The organism is Lactobacillus sp. ESL0680 (assembly GCF_029392855.1).
Taxonomy (GTDB): Bacteria; Bacillota; Bacilli; order Lactobacillales; family Lactobacillaceae; genus Lactobacillus.
On record NZ_CP113945.1, the window covers coordinates 1,039,985 to 1,059,899 of the forward strand.

Consider the following 19,915-nt stretch of genomic DNA (forward strand, 5'->3'; position numbering starts at 1 on the left):
TCCCCTCTCAATTTTTGTAAAATTTATTAGAGATATTTAATAAATTTATTTAATTTCTAATTATATACATCAAGCAGGCTTCATGCAAATATCAAAATCACTTTTTAGAAATTAATTTTGGTGTGCAGCTACATAACTAACGGCGTCGCCAACTGTTTTAATTTGTTCAGCGTCTTCATCAGAAATTTCGGCGCCAAATTCATCTTCCAATTGCAAAATAAATTCTACCAAATCAATCGAATCAGCGTCTAAGTCACTAGTAAAGTTAGTGTCCTTGGTGATTTTATCTTTATCAACCTCAAAATTTTCGGCCAACATGTCTTTAATCTTTGAAAAAATTTGCTCTTCTGTCATTCTTTTATCTCCTTGTTATTCTTAATTATACCTTAATTAATTATTCAGCAGCGGAAAATTCTGCTTTAAATTCATCAATAATTTTTTCGGACAAGATTTTATCAATCTGTTTAAGAGTGAAATAAATTGCTCGTTGATCCGAACGGCCGTGAGTTTTAACTACTGGTGCATTTACGCCAAGTAAAACAGCACCACCGTATTTAGCTGTATCAAATTTGGAAATTAAGCCCTTCAATGCATTCTTAATTAATAACGCACCAACTTTTGCTTTAAGCCCATTATTTAACAAGCTGTCTTTAAGCAGATGAATTAAAACGCTGGAAGTACCTTCAATGTTCTTCAAAACGGCATTTCCAGTAAAACCATCAGTAGCTACAACATCGGCATTACCTTCAAGCAACTCATTACCTTCAATATTACCAACAAAGTTCAGATCGCTGTCGAGCAAGAGTTGGTATGCGGCTTGGTGGACATCATCACCCTTGTCGCTTTCAGCACCATTATTTAACAAGGCAACCCGCGGATTAGCAATGCCGCGAACCTTTTCTGCATAATAAACAGCCATGCGTGCCCAAGCCAAAATGTATTCGGGCTTACTCTTAGCATTAGCACCAACATCAATCATGTTGAAGCCATCATCAGAATTTTTAACTGGTAGAGTCGGCATCAGGCCTGGACGCGCAATCCCTTTAATCCGGCCAATAATAAAAATCCCGCAGGATAATAATGCCCCAGTATTACCTAAAGATAGCAATGCATCAGCTTTGCCCTCCTTAACGTAACGAGCAGCCACTACCAAAGAGGAATCCTTCTTGCTGCGGATTGCCTTTACTGGTTCGTCTTCATCGTTGATAACTTCAGTTGTCGCAACTACTTCAACTCTGTCCTTATCAGAACCAACTAATTTATTAATCTGCTTGGCATTACCAAACAAAATAAACTTTGTTTCGGTTAACTCTGCCTTTGCTTGTAAAACGGCCTTCACGATTGCCTTAGGGGCATTCTCGCCGCCCATCGCATCTATTGCAATTGTTCTCATTTATCTACCACAATCTTTTCTATGTTCGTTCTTGCTGCAGCTGCTTATAATCCAGAACTTCTTTTAAAGTCTGATGATCGGCAGCTGTCAATTCCGGATCCTGTTCAATCAGGGATTTTGCCACATTTTGGGCAACTACCAGCGTCTCATAATTATTAACAACATTGCCAACTTGAAATTCGGGCAACCCCGATTGAGCCTTACCAAACAGGTCTCCTTCGCCCCGCATTTTCAGATCTTCTTCAGCTAATTTAAAACCATCAGTTGTTGAGGAAATAATCTGCATTCGGGCCTTGCCAGCGTCAGTTTTCGGATCAGCCATAAAGACACAATAACTTTGCGTCTTACCCCGACCAATTCGACCGCGCAATTGGTGCAATTGACTAATGCCAAAACGATCAGCATTATAAATTATCATCATATTGGCGTTAGCCACGTCAACCCCAACTTCGATTACACTCGTTGCAACCAAAATATTAATCTTACCAGCCGCAAATTCCGTCATAATCTCGTCTTTTTTAGCACCTGGCATTTGCCCGTGCAGCAACACAACTTTTTGCTTAGGAAAATCATGGCTAAGCTTGGCATATAATTGCTCGGCATTTTTTAAGTCAACGGCTTCAGACTCAGTAATTAGCGGTGTTACCGCGTAAATCTGAAAGCCTTGCTCAAGCTGCTGGTGCATCAACTGGTAAACTTCGTCCATCTGACTGCTGGTCTTCCAAGTCGAAATAATCTGTTTACGACCAGCAGGCAGGTGCCGAATTTCCGATACTGTTGTTTCGCCATAAACAGTTAAGGCGAGCGTTCGCGGAATTGGCGTTGCCGTCATTGCTAAAACATCTGGACTTGCTCCCTTATTAATCAGCGCTTGCCGTTGACCGACGCCAAAGCGATGCTGCTCATCAATAATTACTAAGCCCAATTTTTTAAAAATCACCTTAGATTGAATTAAAGCATGTGTTCCAATCACTACATTAATTGTGCCATCAGTTAATTCTCGATAAATTTCTCGGCGTTCCAGCGTCTTAGTTGTTCCCGTCAACAAGGCGACGCGAACCCCTAATGGTCCAAGCAATTCATCAATTTTTTTAAAATGTTGTGTTGCCAAAATTTCGGTCGGCACCATCAAGGCCGCTTGAAAGCCGGCTGTAACCGCCGCAAAAATCGCATAAACCGCAATCACGGTTTTACCAGAACCAACATCCCCCTGCAGCAACCTTTGCATCTGCTTAGCTGAATGTAAATCCGCAAAGATTTCGTTAACTACCTGCTTTTGATCGTCTGAAAGTTCAAAAGGCAATAATTCTGTCAATTTGGCAACTTCTGTCAGGTCATATTTTTTAGCAATTCCCTGATGTTTGGCATTGCCGTGAGCAAGCTGGGCTAATTCAATTTGAAAAATGAAAAATTCCCGAAAAATTGCACTTCTTTTGGCTAATTCTGCCTCGCGGCCATTCTTAGGGTGGTGCATTTTGGCAATGATTACCTGGTCAGATAACAGGCGGTATTTTTGCCTAACCTCGTCAGGTACCACATCCTCAACCAGTGGCAAATAATCAGTAATTGCTAAATTAATCAGTTCAACTAATTTTTTCTGACGCAGATTCCGGTTAACTGGGTAAATTGGCGCCATGCCGCTGTCATTCTCCTTAGCAGCAACAAACTTGAAGCCCGATAGACTTTGCCGTGCTACAGTATACTTACCGTAAACCGCAACTTCCTTGCCAACTTCAATTTTATCCTTTAACCATGGCTGATTAAAAAAATTGACCATGACAATATCATGGTCAATCCGCATTTTAAAACTAAGCCGGCTCTTTTTATAACCAAAACGGCTAACAAAAGCTTCTGTAGCTACAATGCCTTTTAACATTACCTTCTGGCCATCCATGATCTGGTCAAGAGGCATTGTTTGAAGTTCATCATAACGAAACGGAAAATAGAATAGCAGGTCATAGATACTATAGATGCCCAAACTGCCCAAGGCAGCAGCTGTCTTAGTGCCTACCCCTTTCAAATCTGTTACCGGAGCAAACAATGCTTTTGTGTTCATCTTTTATTCAACAGAAATCAAGAAATTATAAACTGGCTGACCACCATCATGAACTTCAAATTCCAGATCATCATGCTTAGCTTCTAAATTAGCTACAACTTCATCAGCCTGCTTCTTGTTAGAATCGCGGCCAAACATGATTGTAATAATTTCAGAATCTTCATCGAGCATCTTCTCAACCATGTTGACTGTTGCAGTTACTAGGTCTGGATGGTCTACTTCAATATCGCCGTCAATAATTCCAAGATAGTCATTGGCATGAACTTCAACATCGTTGATTGTTGTATCACGGTTAGCCTGCGTAACTTCACCAGAAACAACAGCTTCAAGGTCTTCGGTCATACTGTCGACGTTTTCTTCAACTGACAGGTCTGGATCAAAGGAAAGCATTGCCGTTAACCCTTGTGAAATGGTCTTGGTTGGCACAATGCCAACAGGAATTTCACTGACTTCAGCGGCCTGCTTGGCAGCCATCACGATATTGCCGTTGTTTGGCAGAACGATTGCCTTTTGCGCACCGGACTTTTTAATCGCGTCAATAATATCTTGCGTTGATGGGTTCATTGTTTGACCACCAGAGATAATTCGGTTGACGCCTTCGCTTTCGAATAACTTGCGCACCCCATTACCAGAAGCAACAGCAATTACCGCAAAGTCAACACTTTCTTGTTGTTCATCACTATCATTGACAATTGTTTCGTGCTGAATTCGCATGTTATCAATCTTGATTTTGCCTAATTGACCAAACTGACTGCCGTATGCAAAAACTTCACCAGGGTGTTCAGTATGAACGTGCACCTTAGCAACTTCATCATCAGAAACAGCCAACAGTGAATCACCAATTTCAGACAAATGATTTCTAAATTCTTCAAGATTAAACGGCTTTTTATTAGGAATATCAGCAGTCAAATCAACCATGATTTCAGTACAATAGCCATTCTCAATATCTTGCGTTGATAATTGCGTCTGCACTGATTGGTGGTGCATTGCATTAATCATTTCATCCATTTCGCCTTCATCTGGTTGGTAGCGATCAGCGAAGTTTTCGCCTAAGATACCTTCCAAAAAGCCTTCATAGATAAAGAGCAGGCCTTGACCACCGGAGTCAACAACACCAACTTGCTTTAAGACAGGCAACAGATCTGGTGTGGTCTTCAAAGACTTCTTTGCACCATCAACAATTGCTTCCATGACTTCTTCAACGTCATCCGTCTCATTAGCCTTATTTGCCCCTTCTTGAGCGGCTACACGTGCAACCGTCAAGATGGTTCCTTCAACAGGCTTCATGACAGCCTTATAAGCTGTTGCAACACCGTTAGAAAACGCATTGGCTAATTCCTGAGCGTTTAAAGTCTTCATGCCTTGAGTTGCCTTATAGATTCCTCTAAAGAGCTGTGAAGAAATAACGCCGCTGTTGCCGCGAGCTCCCATGAGCATTCCTTTGGCTAAACTTTCAGTTAGATCGCCCACACTCGTACTGGGATTTTCGGCAACGGCCTTTGCACCACTTTCAATAGTTAAATTCATGTTAGTACCAGTATCGCCATCGGGAACTGGGAACACATTAAGTGAGTTGACAAACTCAGCATTGCGACCCATCCGGTGAGTAGCTACCCGCACCATATCTCTAAATTTGTTACTATCTATTTCCTTTAAAACCAATATTCTAAACCTCCGACTGAGTTACTCGTCAAGTACCTTAACACTTTGAACGATCACGTTAACAGCTCTTGTATCAATTCCAAGTTGATTCTTCAAACTGAATTTAACGCTGTCTTGTACATTACGACTAACTTCAGAAATCTTCAAGCCGTAACCGACAATAATATAAACATCAACCGTAATTTCATTATCTTCTGACTTAACAACAACGCCGCGTTTATAATTCGCACGGTTCAAAATGACATCAACGCCATCACGAATTGCGTTTTTGGACGCCATTCCGACAACACCATAATTAGACGTAGCTGCGCTACCAACGACAGTTGCGATTACTCCGTTTGAAATATCAATCAATCCGTTTTTTGTTTTGATTTTAACAGCCATGTTTATCCTCCGTCTCATTGCTTCTTTTATATGAGTCTATTTTATCATAGTAAACCAAGATGAAGGCAAAATCCATTCATAAAAAATACTTTTCCGGTTGCATTACGTTAAAAGTTATGCTATCTTAAGTAAGTATGAAAACACAAATAAAGGAGGTTTAGCAAATGGCAAAAGATTATATTACAGGTAAAAAGACCACTTTTGGTAACACACGTTCTCACTCATTGAATTCAGCTCGTCGTGCTTGGAAGCCAAACCTTCAAAAAGTTCGTATTCTTGTTGATGGTAAACCAAAGCGTGTATGGGTTTCAACTAAGACTTTGAAGTCTGGTAAAGTGACTCGTGTCTAATATGCTTAAGAGACTGCTAGATTAACTTCCAGCGGTTTTTTATTTATCCTAAATTAAAAAGCCAATTCTTAGTATTACTAGGAATTGGCTTTTTTGTTAAATATTTTGATAACGGTCAATGTCTTTGGCCTGGATAACAGCAACTGTCCCCTTGGTAAAAGATAAATTAAATGAATCTGCCTGTGGTAAAAATTCATTGGAACCAAACGATACAGGATAAGAATTATTATAATCGGCCAAGTTGTATTTGGCATTAGCAATCTTGAGTTGCGCCACTGCTGTTAATGGTGCAACGCCAAAATAGGTATAGCCCTTTTGCCGCGGGACTACATGCCTGCCAGGATTATAAAAGTTAATCAGATTTTGTCGGTCTAAAATTTGGACTTGCTCTGCAAACTGGTTAACTGCTGGATTCAGCAGCATTAACAAATTTACGAGAAAATGATCGATTCGCCCGCCAGTCGCACCTAAGAGGGTTAACTCCTCAACCTGATAATCATTGAAGACATCTCTAATCATTAATTCTGTATCGGTAAAATCTTTTTCAGGTACCGAATAGCGCACATCCGGCACATCACAGGCAATCTTAGTTAATTCCTGTCTTTTTAAGGAATCAAAATCACCAACTGCTAAATCAGGTGTGAAACCCAACTGTTCAAGCAGAATACTGCCGCGATCAACACCGATTAACAGATCCCCTTGTTCTTGAGCTGCTGACAAAATCTGTTCAATCCCCTGCGGCCATTCTGCTTCTGGACCGCCCAGTAACGCAACCGCCCTCATCGTAAAGCCTCCGTCAATTCCGCAACTTGTTTAGCAATCTGGCCATTGCCAAACAAATACGAACCAGCAACAAAAATACTTGCTCCAGCAGCTTGAGCAACTTTTGCTGTTTCAGCATTAATACCACCATCAACTTCAATTGGCAGCTGTCCTTGCAATAATTCGTTGGTCTCTTTAATTTTAGCGGCCATTTCAGGTATAAATTTTTGACCGCCAAAGCCAGGGTAAACCGTCATTAATAAGACTTGGGCAAGCTTGGGCGCAAACTTAGACAAAACGGCAGCTGGTGTATCAGGACTAAGGACTAGTCCAGCCTTAACATGGTGGTCATTCAAATAAGCAAGCCACTTAGTTAATTCTGCTTCAGGCATGGCTTCATAATGAAGCTCAACTATATCAGCTCCAGCTTCAACAAAGGCCGGAACAAACACTTCCGGATTATCACTCATCAGGTGAACTTCTGCAGTAATATCAGGAAATTCGCGCTTAAAGTCGCTCACCAATTGTGGTCCAAAAGACAAATTCGGCACAAAATGACCATCCATGATATCAATATGAAAGCGACTAATTCCCGCAGCAACCGCTGCTGCTATTTCACTTTTTAGGTTTAAATTGTCGGCATTTAAAATCGAGGGGGCAATTAACATTCTTTCTCCTTATTTCAAATATTCGGGCATGCGGCCATTGGCAATCTCATTGCGCATTAACAAATAATCATCATAACGGCTCTGGCGAATCTTGCCTTTTTGGACAAGCTCTTTAACCGCACAATGAGGCTCTTTAAGGTGTTGACAACCACGAAACTTACAATTGACGCTAGCCTTTTTAAATTCGCTAAAATAATTGCAGAGTTCATTCAGCTTTATCGGTGTGAAATCAATCGCAGAAAAGCCTGGCGTATCAGCTAAAAAGCCCTCACCTAGACTAAACAATTGCACCGTTCTTGTCGTGTGCTTACCACGGTTTAAACTGGTTGAAATTGCGGCAGTTTCTTGCTTTAAATCCTTTTTTAGATGATTAATCAAGGTTGACTTACCAGCACCTGACTGCCCTGCCAGTGTCCAAATCTGGTCTTGGGTGATTGCCTTAGGCAACTCAGCAGCTAACTTAGCCCAATCATCATAAACCGGATAACCAATTGTTGCATAATAATCAAGCTCATGGCGAATTTCTTGTAGTTTATCGGCAGCAATAATATCGCTTTTAGACAAGTAAATGTTGACTGCGACCTTTTGCCACGAAAAGAACGTCAAATACCGGTCGAGCAGCTGCAGAGAAAAGTCCGGCTCAACGGCAGACATAACTAGCAGAACGTGACTTACATTTGCCAAAGATGGACGCCCAATCAAATTTTGCCGCGGCATAATTGCAACTAAATAACTGGTACCTTGCTCATCAATCTGAACTTGAACATGATCGCCAACCGTTGGTTTTTCCTTATTTTTACGAAAAACACCACGTGCTCTTGTACGCACAATTCCGGATTCTGTCTGCACGTCATAAAAGCCAGCAATCAGACCCACAACAATTCCTTCGACTTGCTTAGTCATTTATTTCACCTTTTCATTTAATACGGTTTGACCATCACGCACGACCCGCAAGCTCCCAGTACCGTCTTTTAGCGAAAACGGAATTGAAAAGTTAGTATTGCGCTTAATATACAAGTCGCGATAAATATCACTCAGAGAATGATTATCATCAGAAACGTAAATTTGAACGTGATTGCCGTGACTGCCAGTGGTATTTTCAGAATCATAGTTAACGGTAAACGTCTTAATCGTTGACGAATCTTTTTCTTCCTTTGGGCCCTCTGACAGGCTCACTGTAACCGTGCTATTACGCAATACTTGCGTACCCGCAGCCGGACTCATCGAAATAATTCTACCCTTTTTAACTTTATCAGAATACGTTGAGGTCACTTGCAAAGTCAAACCATATTTATGAGCATATTCCTGCGCTTCTTTTAGCGTATAATTCTTCAAATTTCCCAGCTTAATCGAATCACGTTTAATGCCGTCATCGCGGCCCTTAGATACCACCAAGGTCACTGTTGTCTGGCTTGGCTTAACTTCGACATCAGCAGCAATGCTTTGACTGATTACGTGATCGGGCGGCACATTAGGCGAATACTGACTGTCTTTGATAACGTCAAAGCCCAGTTTTTGCAGTTTAAAAACTGCAGTATCATAGTCTTCACCTGTTACATCAGGCACGCGCACCATGCCGGCACCATCGGAAACATAGAGGTCGACTGCACGACCCTTTTTGCTTTGCGACCCAGCAGGCGGTGATGTCTCAATTATTCGGCCCCGATTAATACTGTCAGAACTTTTATGTTTAACATGACCGACCTTTAAGCCGACTTTTTCCAGTTGGACGCGTGCGCTTTTTTCGGTTAAATTAGTCACATCTGGAATGCGAACATCTTCATGACTATTAAGAGCCAAAAACAATAAGCCAACAACTACTACTGCAGCTACGGCAATAAACAGCCACCACCACTTATTTTGACGTAAATTAGCTAGTAGATCGCCTTTTTTAGTTGGCTGCTTCTCCGGCTCTTGATCTGTAGCTTGAGTTTGTGTAGCCCCTAATTTTCGACTTGGCTTAAAATTAGGCAACACGATAGTTTCGTCGTTGTTCAGACCATGATTGGGGACAAAAATCTTTTCATCTTCACGGCTGGGATCAAGACTAGTATCCAAGTCTGCCTTCATCTCTTTGGCAGTGCTGTAGCGATCGCGTGGATCCTTAGCAGTTGCCTTCAAGACCACATTTTCTAATGCTTGGGGAACCTTAGGGTCTTTGGCTTTAATTGATGGAATTGGTTCTTGAGCATGCTTTAAGGCAATGGCAACAGCTGTATCACCGTTAAAGGGCACTGTACCAGTAATCAATTCATAAAGGATAATCCCTAGCGAATAGATGTCCGACTGCTTGGTTACTAGGCCTCCGCGCGTTTGCTCTGGGGACATATAATGAACTGAACCGATTGCAGAATTGGTCTGGGTAATAGAATTTTGATTCAAGGCAACCGCAATACCAAAATCGGCAATCTTAATATTGCCGCGCTTATCCATCAGAATATTCTGCGGCTTTAGATCGCGGTGAATAACATTGTGCTTGTGAGCCAGGGTCATGGCACTCAATATTTGGTCCATAATCCGAATTACATCATGCAAATCAAGCGGGGAATTTTGCCGGATGTACTCTTTTAAATCCGGCCCCGAGACATATTCCATTACCATGTAAGGCAGGCCATGATCGGTACCCACATCAAGCACCATGACGATATTCGGGTGACTTAACTCACTTGTAGCTAATGCCTCACGCTGAAATCGCGCCAGAGTTTGCGGCTCACGCTGCAGGTCCATTCGCAAAATTTTAACTGCAACTTTTCGCTGCAAAATAATATCTTCAGCTAAGTAAACATTAGCCATTCCGCCTTCGCCCAGCGTGTCAATAATTCGATAGCGGTCGCCTAACAAATACCCTTTATCAATCACTGCTTGTCACCGTCCTCATTAACGACAAGACAGACTGTAATATTGTCGCCGCCGCCTAAACGGTTAGCTTCATTGATTAACTTACGGCACCGCTCCTTTAAGGACAGTTCTTTAGTCGCCAAAATCTGTTGGATCTGGGGGTCACTTAAGGAATTGGTTAACCCATCTGTACACAGCAAAATCACGTCATTATCATGCAGTTCTATTTGCTTAAATTCCGGCTCAATCGTGCTGGAAACACCAAGTGCTTGAGTGATGATATTTTTTTGAGGGTGGTGCTTTGCCTGCTGCTTAGTAATTTGCCCCATTTTGACAAGTTCATTAACCAGCGAATGATCTTCAACTAATTGGCTAAATTCCCCCGCAGTATAACTATAGGCACGCGAATCACCCAAATGAGCAATCAGCGCTTCTTCAACAAAAACAACTGCCAAAACAATTGTCGTCCCCATCCCATTGAGATCGGGAAAACGATCAGCGGTTTTTAAGATTGTTTCGTTTTCAGAATTAAGCTGTACATCAAGCCATTTACGAGCACTTTCGCAGTCCGTAAAATCAGTTGTGCTAAAGCTGTGACCCAAATGGCTAACGGCCATCGTGGAAGCAACATCTCCCCCTTGGTGACCGCCCATGCCGTCGCAGACGATTGCCATAGTTGCGCCACTTTTATTTTGAAAAACTCGTACAAAATCTTGATTGCTTTTTCGTATTCGACCAATACTTGAAGCGTATGCTGTTTTAATCAAAACTCTAACCTCGCATTACAAATTTAGCAATGAAAAAGCCGTCACTGCCGTAACTATCAGGTAAAATCTTAAGCATCCCTTCAGGTGCGTCAATTTCGCCCGCCTTAAATGCCTGCAATTCAAATTCAGGATGCTGCTTTAAAAATTCCTTGACGACTGCTTCATCTTCTTCAACAGCAATTGTACAAGTGGAATAAACTAATTCGCCACCTGCTTGCACCAGACCACTTAAATGATCTAGTAGTGCCAGCTGCACCTTTTGCAAGTTAGTCAAATCACCCAAACTTTTAGTATAACGAATTTCGGGCTTACGCCGCAAAAGACCTAGGCCTGAACATGGCGCATCAACCAAAATCTTGGCAAATTGTCCGTGTTCAAAAACCTGGTCAGCCTTGCGTGCATCCATTGCCTTGGTAATAACCTGATCTTTGACATTCATCCGGTCGGCATTTTGCTTAACCAACCGCAACTTGTTTTCATGAATATCGAGTGCCGTCACATGACCGGTCGTTAAATGCTCTGCAATCTGAACGGTTTTGCCCCCAGGAGCACTACAGGCATCTAAGACTTCCTCTTCTCCTGTAAAATTGAAAGCACTTACCGCTAAACTAGCAGCTTCATCTTGAATTGTCAATTTACCATCTTTAAATAATGAAGTGTCACTAACACCGCCGCGAGCTAAAACCAACTCATCAGTTGCAATAGCTGATTTTTCTGGCTCAAAGCCTAATTCTGTCAATTTCTTAACTACTTCTTCAAAATCAGCTGCGCGCGCCACACGCACGGTATTTTTGGCTGGTAAATTGATGCTGGTCAAAATACTGCTTGTACGTTCAATTCCCCAGTTAGTAATTAAATATTGAACCAGCCATTCAGGGACACTTTCCTTCACACTTAGATATTGAACTGTATCCTGCTCATCTGGCAATACTGGACCGCGGCGAATTAAGGCATGCAAAATACCATTAACGATTTTAAAGCCAGTTGAATGAGGCTTACCGAATTGCTTAGCCAAGAGATTTGCCTCATTAACTGCAGCCCGATTAGGTACCTTATCCAAAAATAAAATTTGGTAAGCTGACATCAATAATAATGGCAGCAGATAATCTTCTTTAAGCTTAGTTTTAACTAAGTCATGCAGCTGGTATTCTAGGTAAATCTTATACTGAATTGTCCCATAAACTAACCGAGTACAAAAATTACGGTCAGCCTGACTAAGTTGCGAGTGCTGCAGACTATTATTCAAGCTGATGTTTGAGTATGAGCCATCGCGCAAAACGCGAATTAGGGTTTCTAGCGCAACTGCTCGCGCACTTTTAGTCGTCGACAATTTTTTCTCCTACCGTATACTTACTGCCTTGACCGTTTAAAAAGTTGTTAACGGTCATTTTCTTTTTGCCTGCTGGTTGGACTTCAATTAAGTTAAGCACAGTGCCTTCCGCAAAGCTAATCGCAAACCGGCCGTCCTTAGCAACTAACTTACCAGCTGCTAGATCTGTTGTTTCTTGACTAACCTCTGCCTGCCAGACCTTTAGACGTTGGCCGGCAACTGACAGATAAGCTCCGGGATCGGAATTAAGTCCGCGAATTAAATTGTTCGCCTGCGTTGCTGTCTGCGTTAATTTAATTTGCTCCTGCTGCTTTTGAATATTAGGTGAAAAGACAACCTTGCTGGCATCCTGCGGCGTCTTTTGGTCTGGATTGGCAATGATTTGCGGCAAAGTTGCCAGCAATAAGTCACGACCTAATAATGATAACTTCGCAAACACGCTGCCAGTGGTGTCTTCTGGTTCAATTTTCAGTGCCTTTTGCGCATAAATATCGCCAGCATCCATTTGCTTAACCATTTCCATAATGGTAATTCCAGTTTCAGAATCACCATTGATTAGTGAATATTGAATTGGCGCACCGCCGCGGTATTTTGGCAATAAGGAGCCGTGGACATTAACCGCTGCAATTTTAACTGATTCTAAAAATTTGCTCGGCAAAAATTGCCCATAGGCAGCCGTAATAATTAGGTCAGCATGCAAAGCAATTAATTCCGCTACTTCTGGTGACCCCGACAATTTCACTGGTTGAAAGATAGGCAGGTTAAGTTCCTCTGCAGCCACCTTAACTGGCGTTGGGGTAATCTTTTGCTTGCGGCCTACCTTCTTGTCAGGCTGCGTAACAACTGCCTGAATATCATAATTGTTGTCTACCAATGCCCGTAAAATCGGCACTGCAAAATCGGGCGTCCCCATAAAAATAACTGATGTCATTGCGATTCTCCTTTACATAATTCGCTCAGGCTCGTTGTCGATATACACATTTAAGCCGTACTTTTTTACTTCCTGTGCTGAGTCCTGAATTTGGTGTAATAAATTATTTAAGTTAGCTTCTTTTTTATATTTTACCAGTATTTGATAATAATATTGGTTTTTTAGGCGAGAAATTGCACTCGGGGTTGGACCCAAGACAATTGTTGCCGGATGCAAATTAGCCTGCAGCCGGCGTTTAATCTTAAATGCCTCTCGAGCCGCATTCTGTTCTTTTTTGGCTGCGACCGAAATTAAAACAGTGTAAAAATACGGCGGATAGTTGCCGGCATGCCGCATTTGCATTTCGTAGGCATAAAAGCGTTCATAATCCTGCGTTTGTGCCAGCGCAATTGCATAGTGATCTGGATTAAAGGTCTGAATCATCACTTCACCCTTTTTTTCAGCCCGGCCGGCCCGGCCAGCAACCTGCGTTAACAATTCAAATGTGCGCTCAGAAGCATTATAATCCGGCAGCCAAAGCCCAGTATCGGCATTGACCACCCCAACTAGTGTAACATTAGGAAAGTCTAACCCCTTGGCAATCATTTGGGTACCCAGCAGGATATCTGCCTTATGCTCGCCAAATGAATCCAAAATCCGTTTAAATGCCCCCTTGCGCCGCGTTGTATCAACGTCCATCCGCAAAATTCTTGCTCCTGGCAATAATTCATTCAATTCTTCCTGCACCTTTTGCGTGCCTGTGCCCAAAAAACGAATCTTGGTACTCTGACAGTTAGGACACTTTGTCGGGATTTGTATTGTATAACCACAATAATGACACTGCATTTGCCCAGTATCCTTGTGCATTGTCAGCGACAAGTCACAGTTAGGACATTTCATGACATAACCGCATTCGCGGCACAGCATAAAATTGGCAAAGCCGCGCCGGTTAAGCATTAAAATAACTTGTTCCTTCTTAGCCAGCCTAGCCTTAATTGCATCAACTAATTCCACGGTCAGATCTAATTGCCCACCAGCAAAGTCAGCCTGCTTCAAGTCAATTAACTTAACTTCAGGCAAGTTTTTTTGATTAGCTCTCTTAGTCAATTTTAATAATTGATAAACGCCCTTTTGTGCACGCGCACGACTATCAAGTGACGGCGTGGCACTCCCCAGTACCAACGGACAAGAATTGTACTTACCGCGCCAAATAGCAACATCACGGGCATGGTAGCGGGGATTATCCTCCTGCTTGTAAGAAGATTCATGCTCTTCGTCAATGACGATTAAGCCAATATTAGTTAGGGGCGCAAACACGGCACTGCGGGCACCAACAACCACGCGAACCTCACTGCGGCGAATTCGCCGCCACTCATCATACAGTTCGCCTTCAGACAAACCGCTGTGCAATACCGCAACTTGTTCGCCAAAGCGTTCTTTAACCTGCGTCACCATCTGCGGCGTTAACGAGATTTCTGGCACCAACATTAGCGCATTTTTACCACTAGCTAACGTCTGACTGATTGCATGCAAATAAACCTCAGTCTTGCCGCTGCCAGTGATACCCTCAAGTAAAAAAGTCTGCGGCTTAGCCGTTTGGATGGCCGGCACAATCTGGTCTAGTGCTGCTTGTTGCTCATCATTCAAGTTGATTTTATGATGCTTACTCCCCGTAGTAACATCGGCTAATGGATCACGATAAACTTCTACAGGCTCCTTTTTAAGCCAGCCTTTTTTGACAGCACTAGTCAATGTTGCCGTATTAACTCGTGCCGCCTGCTCTAGCTGCTGCTGCAACATCGGAAAGGCAGAATAATTCTCAATTATTGTCATCAATAGCTGCTTTTGCTTAATTGCATTTTGCCGTAATGATTCGTAAAGATCAGTGTAGTCTTTTTTAGATAACGGCAACGCATATTGGTTCTGCGTTTTAACCTTAGCCCGATTTTCTACCACATATTCAATCTTAGCGTCATCACTGCGCAATAATTTACCAATAGCGGCAATTTCTTTTGGGGCGGTAATTTTGGTTAAATCTATCGGTTCGCCTTGAAAAAAGGGCATTGCCTTGGCTTTAGCAGTTACTGGTACTAAAATTTTGCGATAATTTGCGCGCATCACTCGGGGCAACATCGCTTTTAAAATCGTAATGCGATACGAAAAAATCCGGTCCGCCAGTGCCTTGGATAATGATACTAATTCTGGGGTCAAAGGAGGCATTTCATCGACAACTAGCAAAAGGTCCTTTAATTTTCCTTGAAACTGGCTATTCTTAGTCAAGCCAACCACAAAGCCCTGCAATTTACGTGGACCAAACGGCACAAAAACTCGCGAACCAACTTCAACATCACCAACGTCATCTGGAATATGGTATTCAAAAATCCGGTCTGTTTGCTTGGCTGCAATATCTACAATTACTTGCGCAATCATTTAATCACCTTGAAAAAAATGACCTCCATCACTTGCGGATGAAGGTCATAAAATTTAACCAACTTATTGATTAACCTCGCGATGTTCGGGATCAACGGTAACTTTACCGGCTTCGATTTCTTCCAGCGCCTTACCGACAGCCTTTTGCGACTTGTAGCTCTTCAATGCTTCAGGATCGCCAGCCTCTAATTCGTGTGCTCTCTTTGCTGCCAGCACTGATAACGAATAACGTGAATCAACACGTGCTAATAATTTGTCAATTGATGGATATGTAACTCTCATAAATTAGTCCTCCCTGACCATTTTCCGGTAAGTATCAATTACCCGTTTAACGCTAACATGCTCGGCATCAACAATTGCCTTGATATGATGAACAGCATTTGCCACTTGATCGTTGACAACTGCATAATCATAATCCTGCATTACCAAGATTTCCTGTCTGGCTTGCTTAATGCGCCCCATAATAACGTCTTCTGATTCTGTACCGCGATTTTCCAAACGTTCATGCAAAGTGTGCAGATCCGGTGGTGTTAAGAAAATAAAGACACCATCCGGCATTTTTTCACGCACTTTTCGTGCCCCATTAACGTCAATCTCTAACAAAACATCTTTTCCCTGCTCCAGCATTTCTTCAACCGGTGCAAGAGGTGTCCCATAATAATGGTTCACATATCTATTATATTCTAGAAGTTCGCCATGGTTAATAGCTTGCTTAAAACGTTCTTCTGAAACAAAAAAATAATCTTTGCCATTAACTTCGCCCGGCCGCGGCTTGCGCGTTGTCATTGACACCGAATATTCAAACGGAAAAACTTTATTCTCAACTATTGCACTTTTAACGGTTCCTTTACCAACTCCAGAAGGACCCGAAAGGACAAGTAACAAACCTTTATCTGCCATGCCATACTCCCCTATAAAAAGCTATTAAGTCTATTTAAAACTAAATGTAACAGTTTTTCAAGTTAATAAGTTTTTCACGCAAATTTAGACCAAACACTTGTTTTCTTAAACAGATGTTCGTATAATGTGATTATCAAACTAATGTTCGCCAGTTTTGAGGGGTACTTTATGAAAAACTCACTTAAAAAAATTTACCACTATCTATTTACTTATGACGATGACAGATTGAGCATTTATAGCCAAGCATATCGCCATATTTTAACATCATTAAATTTCGCGCTACTTCACCGCGATTTCGTTATGCTGACTTACCCAAATGACACCAGCGAAATCGGCCAGATTGTCAAACGCCTTTCTACTGGGCGCTTTGTTTTACGTTCTAGTGACCAGAAGGTATTAAAAATAATTGACGTCAGTAATATTTTTCGGGTAGATTTAGCCTAAATTAAAGTACAAAAAAGCTCAAGGATAATTAATTCTTGAGCTTTTATTTATTAAACTTTTGCAAACACTTCGCAGACAACTGGCGTTTCTTCATTAAAAGTCCAATGATTTTGCTTGCATTCCTTAGTAAAGAAATCAACATGAGCCTTACACCAATATGCATAGGTTCGGTCACCTTCACCCTCATGATAAACATGCTCTTGCGATACCTGCTTAAAGGGCATTATTTCGCAGACCTTATTTTGAATAACACAAACTGGCTCTCCAGATCCATTCAGAATAATACAGTATTTCCCGACTTGTGCCAAACTGTCGTCTGGATCATAAAGGCTAGTTGTCGCCGTTTTTATTCCCCGATTAACTAAATCCGCTAGCTCGTCAGCCATTTGTTCGGTATCGCCAAAGGCAAAGGCCTCATCCAATTCGCTGGGGTCAATTTTATTTTTTATACAAAATTCATACCAATATTGTTCTACTTGTTCATTCATTTTTTCACCAAATAATCTACTTCGCTCGTGATTTTGAACCCCGCATTCTGATAGACATGAATTGCCGCTAAATTACTACAATCAACTTCGATCGAAAAATCCCGGCTGCCCTGCTTGTGCAAAATTGCCATCATTTGCTTAATAAAGAAAGTCGCAAAGCCGCGGCCACGAAAACTTTCTGCAATAAATAAGCCAAAGAAATAATCGGTTTGGCCACAATCAACGCCGCAATAACCGACAATCTTGTCTTGATAGAGCAAAACAAAGCTTAAGCCAGTTGGATCTTGCAACCCCTGAACCAAATAATTCATTGTTGTCGTCAGCGGTTCTTCAAAAGATTCACTATAACTTTTAGCAACTTCGGCAACATCATCTTCTGTCATTTGCCGCACAGTTAGTACTTGATGGGGCAGAACATCAATTGCCTTACTTGTCTTCATAAAATATTCAGAATCAGTAATCGTTAAAGCAGTATTCTTTAAAAAATCTGGATTCTGCTGTAAAAAGATTTTTTCAGAGACAAAACTATATTGAGAATAGCCATACTTTTGGGAAATTCTAACCGCATGGTTAAACATTTCAGTAGCAATACCCTGCCTGCGCAGAGCAGGAGCAACAATGACGCTCAACTCGACTTCACTGCCTGGTTCCTCATCAGCATACAGCATGGTTAAGCCAACTAGCTTCTGGTCACGATATGCAAGCACAAAGGCCGGCATTTGTGAAAAATAATTATATCTATTGCTCAAATAAGGTTCTTTAGCTGTGTGGTCAAACTGCTGACTTGCAGCAATTAACTCGTGTGCTCTTTTAAGTTCACTATTAGTTAGGGCTATCTTTTCAACAATCATTGTTTCTTTTTAAAACTCTTCATTAAATCTTCAGCGTTTTGCTTAGCTGCTTCTGTAACATCACTACCGGCCATCATTTCCGCAATCGCAGTGATTGTTTCCTCTTGGGTTAATGGACCAATTTGCGTGTAAGTAGCACCATCCTTAACTTGTTTAGCCACCAAGTACTTCTGGTCACCAGCAGCGGCCACTTGCGGCGAGTGCGTAATCGCAATTACCTGCTTATTCTCGCCAATTGAATGCATTTTGGCACCAATCGCTGCCGATACTCGACCAGAAACACCGGTATCAATTTCATCAAAAATCATTGTCCCAACTGGTTCTACCCTGCTAAAAATTGCTTTTAATGCCAAAATCAGCCGTGACTGCTCACCACCAGAAACAATTTTAACCAGTGGCATCAAATCTTCGCCCGGATTCGGCGCGATCAAGAAGACAATCTCATCGGTACCTTTGCTGGTAAAAGTTGTCGTGCTCGAAAAATCAATGGCAAAGCGTGCCTTCGCCATATACAGGTCAGCTAATTCCTGCTTGATTTTTTCTTCAAGACTGCGGGCAACCTGTTCACGGGTATCGTGCAGACCACGAGCTTCTTGAGTTAGCTTATCCTCAACTTCTGCAACCTGCTTTTGCAGTTCTTCTTCGTCAAGACCGCCGGTTTCATATTGCCCCAATTCTTTTTGCACTTTATTATAAAAAGCAAAAACATCATCAAGATCAGGCCCATATTTCTTCTTAAGGGAGTTCAAAGTATCTAAACGGTTGGAGACATACTGGTAGCGTTCCTCATCAAAGTCCATCTCATCCAAGACATTCGACAATTCGCCGCGGGCATCGCTCAAAGCATACACACCATCATCAATTGTCTTGGCAATATCCTTAAACTTAGAGCCATATTCACTTAATTCATTAGCCGCGTTTTGCGCATCACCAATAAGCGTTTCAATGCCGTGTTCATCGTCATCATATAATTGCATCAAATAATTGGCTGTATCCACAATTTTTTGATAATTATTCAGCTCATTAAATTCTTCTTCAAGCTGTTCATCTTCATGCGGATCGGTCAAATTAGCCGCAGCTAATTCATCATTTTGAAATTTCAAAATATCTTGTTTCTGCGCCAATTCTTGAGCATCTTTACGCAAATGATTGAGGCGCGAAGTTAAAGTCTGCCACGTGGCAAAATCTTTCTGATAAGCTGCTAAAGCTGTCTTAAAACTTGCGGGTGCGTAATTGTCAACTAAGTCAATCTGGCGATCCTGATCCATTAATATCTGCTGGTCATTCTGACCATGAATATCAACTAGGTAATTGCCTAGTTCGCGCAAAACATTAATCGTTGTCAACTGGCCATTAATACGGACAACATTACGGCCTTTAACAGCCAACTCACGACTAATAATCAATTGGCCATCAGAATCTGGCAGGCCATACTTTTCACACAACTTAGTGATTTCATTAGTGCCCTGGTTAACCTCAAATAAGCCCGTCACAACGGCTTTTTTTTCACCACTGCGGACCATTTCCTTTTGGCCGCGGCCACCCATCAGCAGCGATACAGCATCAATAATAATTGATTTACCGGCACCAGTTTCACCAATCAGCACCGTCATATTTTCTTGAAAGCGAACCTTCAACGCCTTAATAATGGCGAAGTTCTTAATATCCAGCTCAACTAACAT

Annotated in this window: 20 protein-coding genes; 2 read left to right on the forward strand and 18 right to left on the reverse strand. The window is 41.8% G+C overall.

The genetic code is table 11. The features are described from left to right. Positions 1–111: 111 nt before the first annotated feature. From acpP to OZX58_RS05020, 5 genes are read right to left on the reverse strand one after another with little or no spacing between them, the layout of a single operon-like run. Positions 112–354 carry an acyl carrier protein gene (gene acpP / locus OZX58_RS05000; RefSeq protein WP_277129482.1) on the reverse strand — a complete coding sequence of 81 codons (243 nt, stop codon included), beginning with the start codon at positions 352–354 and terminating at the stop codon, positions 112–114. A gap of 40 nt (positions 355–394) precedes the next feature. Beyond that, positions 395–1,393: a phosphate acyltransferase PlsX gene (plsX, locus tag OZX58_RS05005; RefSeq protein WP_277140512.1), complete on the reverse strand. Its 999-nt coding sequence runs from the start codon at positions 1,391–1,393 to the stop codon at positions 395–397. A 19-nt stretch (positions 1,394–1,412) separates the two neighbouring features. Then, the gene (gene recG / locus OZX58_RS05010) at positions 1,413–3,449 is read right to left on the reverse strand and encodes an ATP-dependent DNA helicase RecG (protein WP_277140513.1); all 2,037 of its coding nucleotides are present in this window, start codon (positions 3,447–3,449) and stop codon (positions 1,413–1,415) included. 3 nt (positions 3,450–3,452) lie between these two features. Further along, positions 3,453–5,111, reverse strand: coding sequence for a DAK2 domain-containing protein (locus OZX58_RS05015; RefSeq protein ID WP_277140514.1), 1,659 nt, complete (start codon positions 5,109–5,111; stop codon positions 3,453–3,455). Between the two features lie 21 nt (positions 5,112–5,132). After that, positions 5,133–5,495, reverse strand: a complete 363-nt coding sequence (locus OZX58_RS05020) for an Asp23/Gls24 family envelope stress response protein (RefSeq protein WP_277129478.1) — start codon at positions 5,493–5,495, stop codon at positions 5,133–5,135. Between the two features lie 164 nt (positions 5,496–5,659). Here OZX58_RS05020 and rpmB point away from each other — a divergent pair, with 164 nt between their 5' ends. Continuing rightward, complete coding sequence (gene rpmB / locus OZX58_RS05025; RefSeq protein WP_277129477.1) at positions 5,660–5,845, forward strand: 50S ribosomal protein L28; 186 nt, start codon at positions 5,660–5,662, stop codon at positions 5,843–5,845. 96 nt (positions 5,846–5,941) lie between these two features. Here rpmB and OZX58_RS05030 read toward each other — a convergent pair whose 3' ends face one another. From OZX58_RS05030 to gmk, 10 genes are all read right to left on the reverse strand, one after another. Then, positions 5,942–6,628: a thiamine diphosphokinase gene (locus tag OZX58_RS05030; RefSeq protein ID WP_277140515.1), complete on the reverse strand. Its 687-nt coding sequence runs from the start codon at positions 6,626–6,628 to the stop codon at positions 5,942–5,944. Continuing rightward, positions 6,625–7,275, reverse strand: a complete 651-nt coding sequence (gene rpe, locus OZX58_RS05035; RefSeq protein WP_277140516.1) for a ribulose-phosphate 3-epimerase — start codon at positions 7,273–7,275, stop codon at positions 6,625–6,627. The genes OZX58_RS05030 and rpe overlap by 4 nt, the downstream gene beginning before the upstream one ends. A 9-nt stretch (positions 7,276–7,284) precedes the next feature. Further along, entirely contained in the window at positions 7,285–8,178 is an 894-nt protein-coding gene (gene rsgA, locus OZX58_RS05040; RefSeq protein WP_277140517.1) for a ribosome small subunit-dependent GTPase A, read from the reverse strand. Continuing rightward, the gene (gene pknB / locus OZX58_RS05045) at positions 8,179–10,134 is read right to left on the reverse strand and encodes a Stk1 family PASTA domain-containing Ser/Thr kinase (RefSeq protein ID WP_277140518.1); all 1,956 of its coding nucleotides are present in this window, start codon (positions 10,132–10,134) and stop codon (positions 8,179–8,181) included. Next, entirely contained in the window at positions 10,131–10,880 is a 750-nt protein-coding gene (locus tag OZX58_RS05050) for a Stp1/IreP family PP2C-type Ser/Thr phosphatase (protein ID WP_277140519.1), read from the reverse strand. The genes pknB and OZX58_RS05050 overlap by 4 nt, the downstream gene beginning before the upstream one ends. Before the next feature lie 4 nt (positions 10,881–10,884). Then, on the reverse strand, positions 10,885–12,210 hold the full coding sequence (rsmB, locus tag OZX58_RS05055; RefSeq protein ID WP_277140520.1) for a 16S rRNA (cytosine(967)-C(5))-methyltransferase RsmB: 1,326 nt from the start codon (positions 12,208–12,210) through the stop codon (positions 10,885–10,887). Next, positions 12,197–13,141 carry a methionyl-tRNA formyltransferase gene (fmt, locus tag OZX58_RS05060; RefSeq protein WP_277140521.1) on the reverse strand — a complete coding sequence of 315 codons (945 nt, stop codon included), beginning with the start codon at positions 13,139–13,141 and terminating at the stop codon, positions 12,197–12,199. Before fmt ends, rsmB begins: the two co-directional genes overlap by 14 nt. Positions 13,142–13,153: 12 nt before the next feature. Beyond that, positions 13,154–15,550 carry a primosomal protein N' gene (gene priA / locus OZX58_RS05065; protein WP_277140522.1) on the reverse strand — a complete coding sequence of 799 codons (2,397 nt, stop codon included), beginning with the start codon at positions 15,548–15,550 and terminating at the stop codon, positions 13,154–13,156. Between the two features lie 63 nt (positions 15,551–15,613). Beyond that, positions 15,614–15,832 (reverse strand): DNA-directed RNA polymerase subunit omega, encoded by a 219-nt coding sequence (rpoZ, locus tag OZX58_RS05070; RefSeq protein WP_277129468.1) that lies wholly within the window; start codon positions 15,830–15,832, stop codon positions 15,614–15,616. 3 nt (positions 15,833–15,835) lie between these two features. Then, positions 15,836–16,450, reverse strand: coding sequence for a guanylate kinase (gmk, locus tag OZX58_RS05075; RefSeq protein WP_277129467.1), 615 nt, complete (start codon positions 16,448–16,450; stop codon positions 15,836–15,838). A 168-nt stretch (positions 16,451–16,618) separates the two neighbouring features. Here gmk and OZX58_RS05080 point away from each other — a divergent pair, with 168 nt between their 5' ends. Then, the gene (locus OZX58_RS05080; RefSeq protein ID WP_277129466.1) at positions 16,619–16,894 is read left to right on the forward strand and encodes a hypothetical protein; all 276 of its coding nucleotides are present in this window, start codon (positions 16,619–16,621) and stop codon (positions 16,892–16,894) included. Between the two features lie 50 nt (positions 16,895–16,944). On the opposite strand, the gene OZX58_RS05085 is transcribed toward OZX58_RS05080, so the two are convergent. Genes OZX58_RS05085 through recN form a run of 3 tightly spaced genes read right to left on the reverse strand, consistent with a single transcriptional unit; the run spans position 16,945 to position 19,915 of the window. After that, entirely contained in the window at positions 16,945–17,382 is a 438-nt protein-coding gene (locus tag OZX58_RS05085; RefSeq protein WP_277140523.1) for an ASCH domain-containing protein, read from the reverse strand. Next, positions 17,379–18,233 carry a GNAT family N-acetyltransferase gene (locus OZX58_RS05090; protein WP_277140524.1) on the reverse strand — a complete coding sequence of 285 codons (855 nt, stop codon included), beginning with the start codon at positions 18,231–18,233 and terminating at the stop codon, positions 17,379–17,381. Before OZX58_RS05090 ends, OZX58_RS05085 begins: the two co-directional genes overlap by 4 nt. Next, the gene (gene recN / locus OZX58_RS05095; protein ID WP_277140525.1) at positions 18,230–19,915 is read right to left on the reverse strand and encodes a DNA repair protein RecN; all 1,686 of its coding nucleotides are present in this window, start codon (positions 19,913–19,915) and stop codon (positions 18,230–18,232) included. The genes OZX58_RS05090 and recN overlap by 4 nt, the downstream gene beginning before the upstream one ends.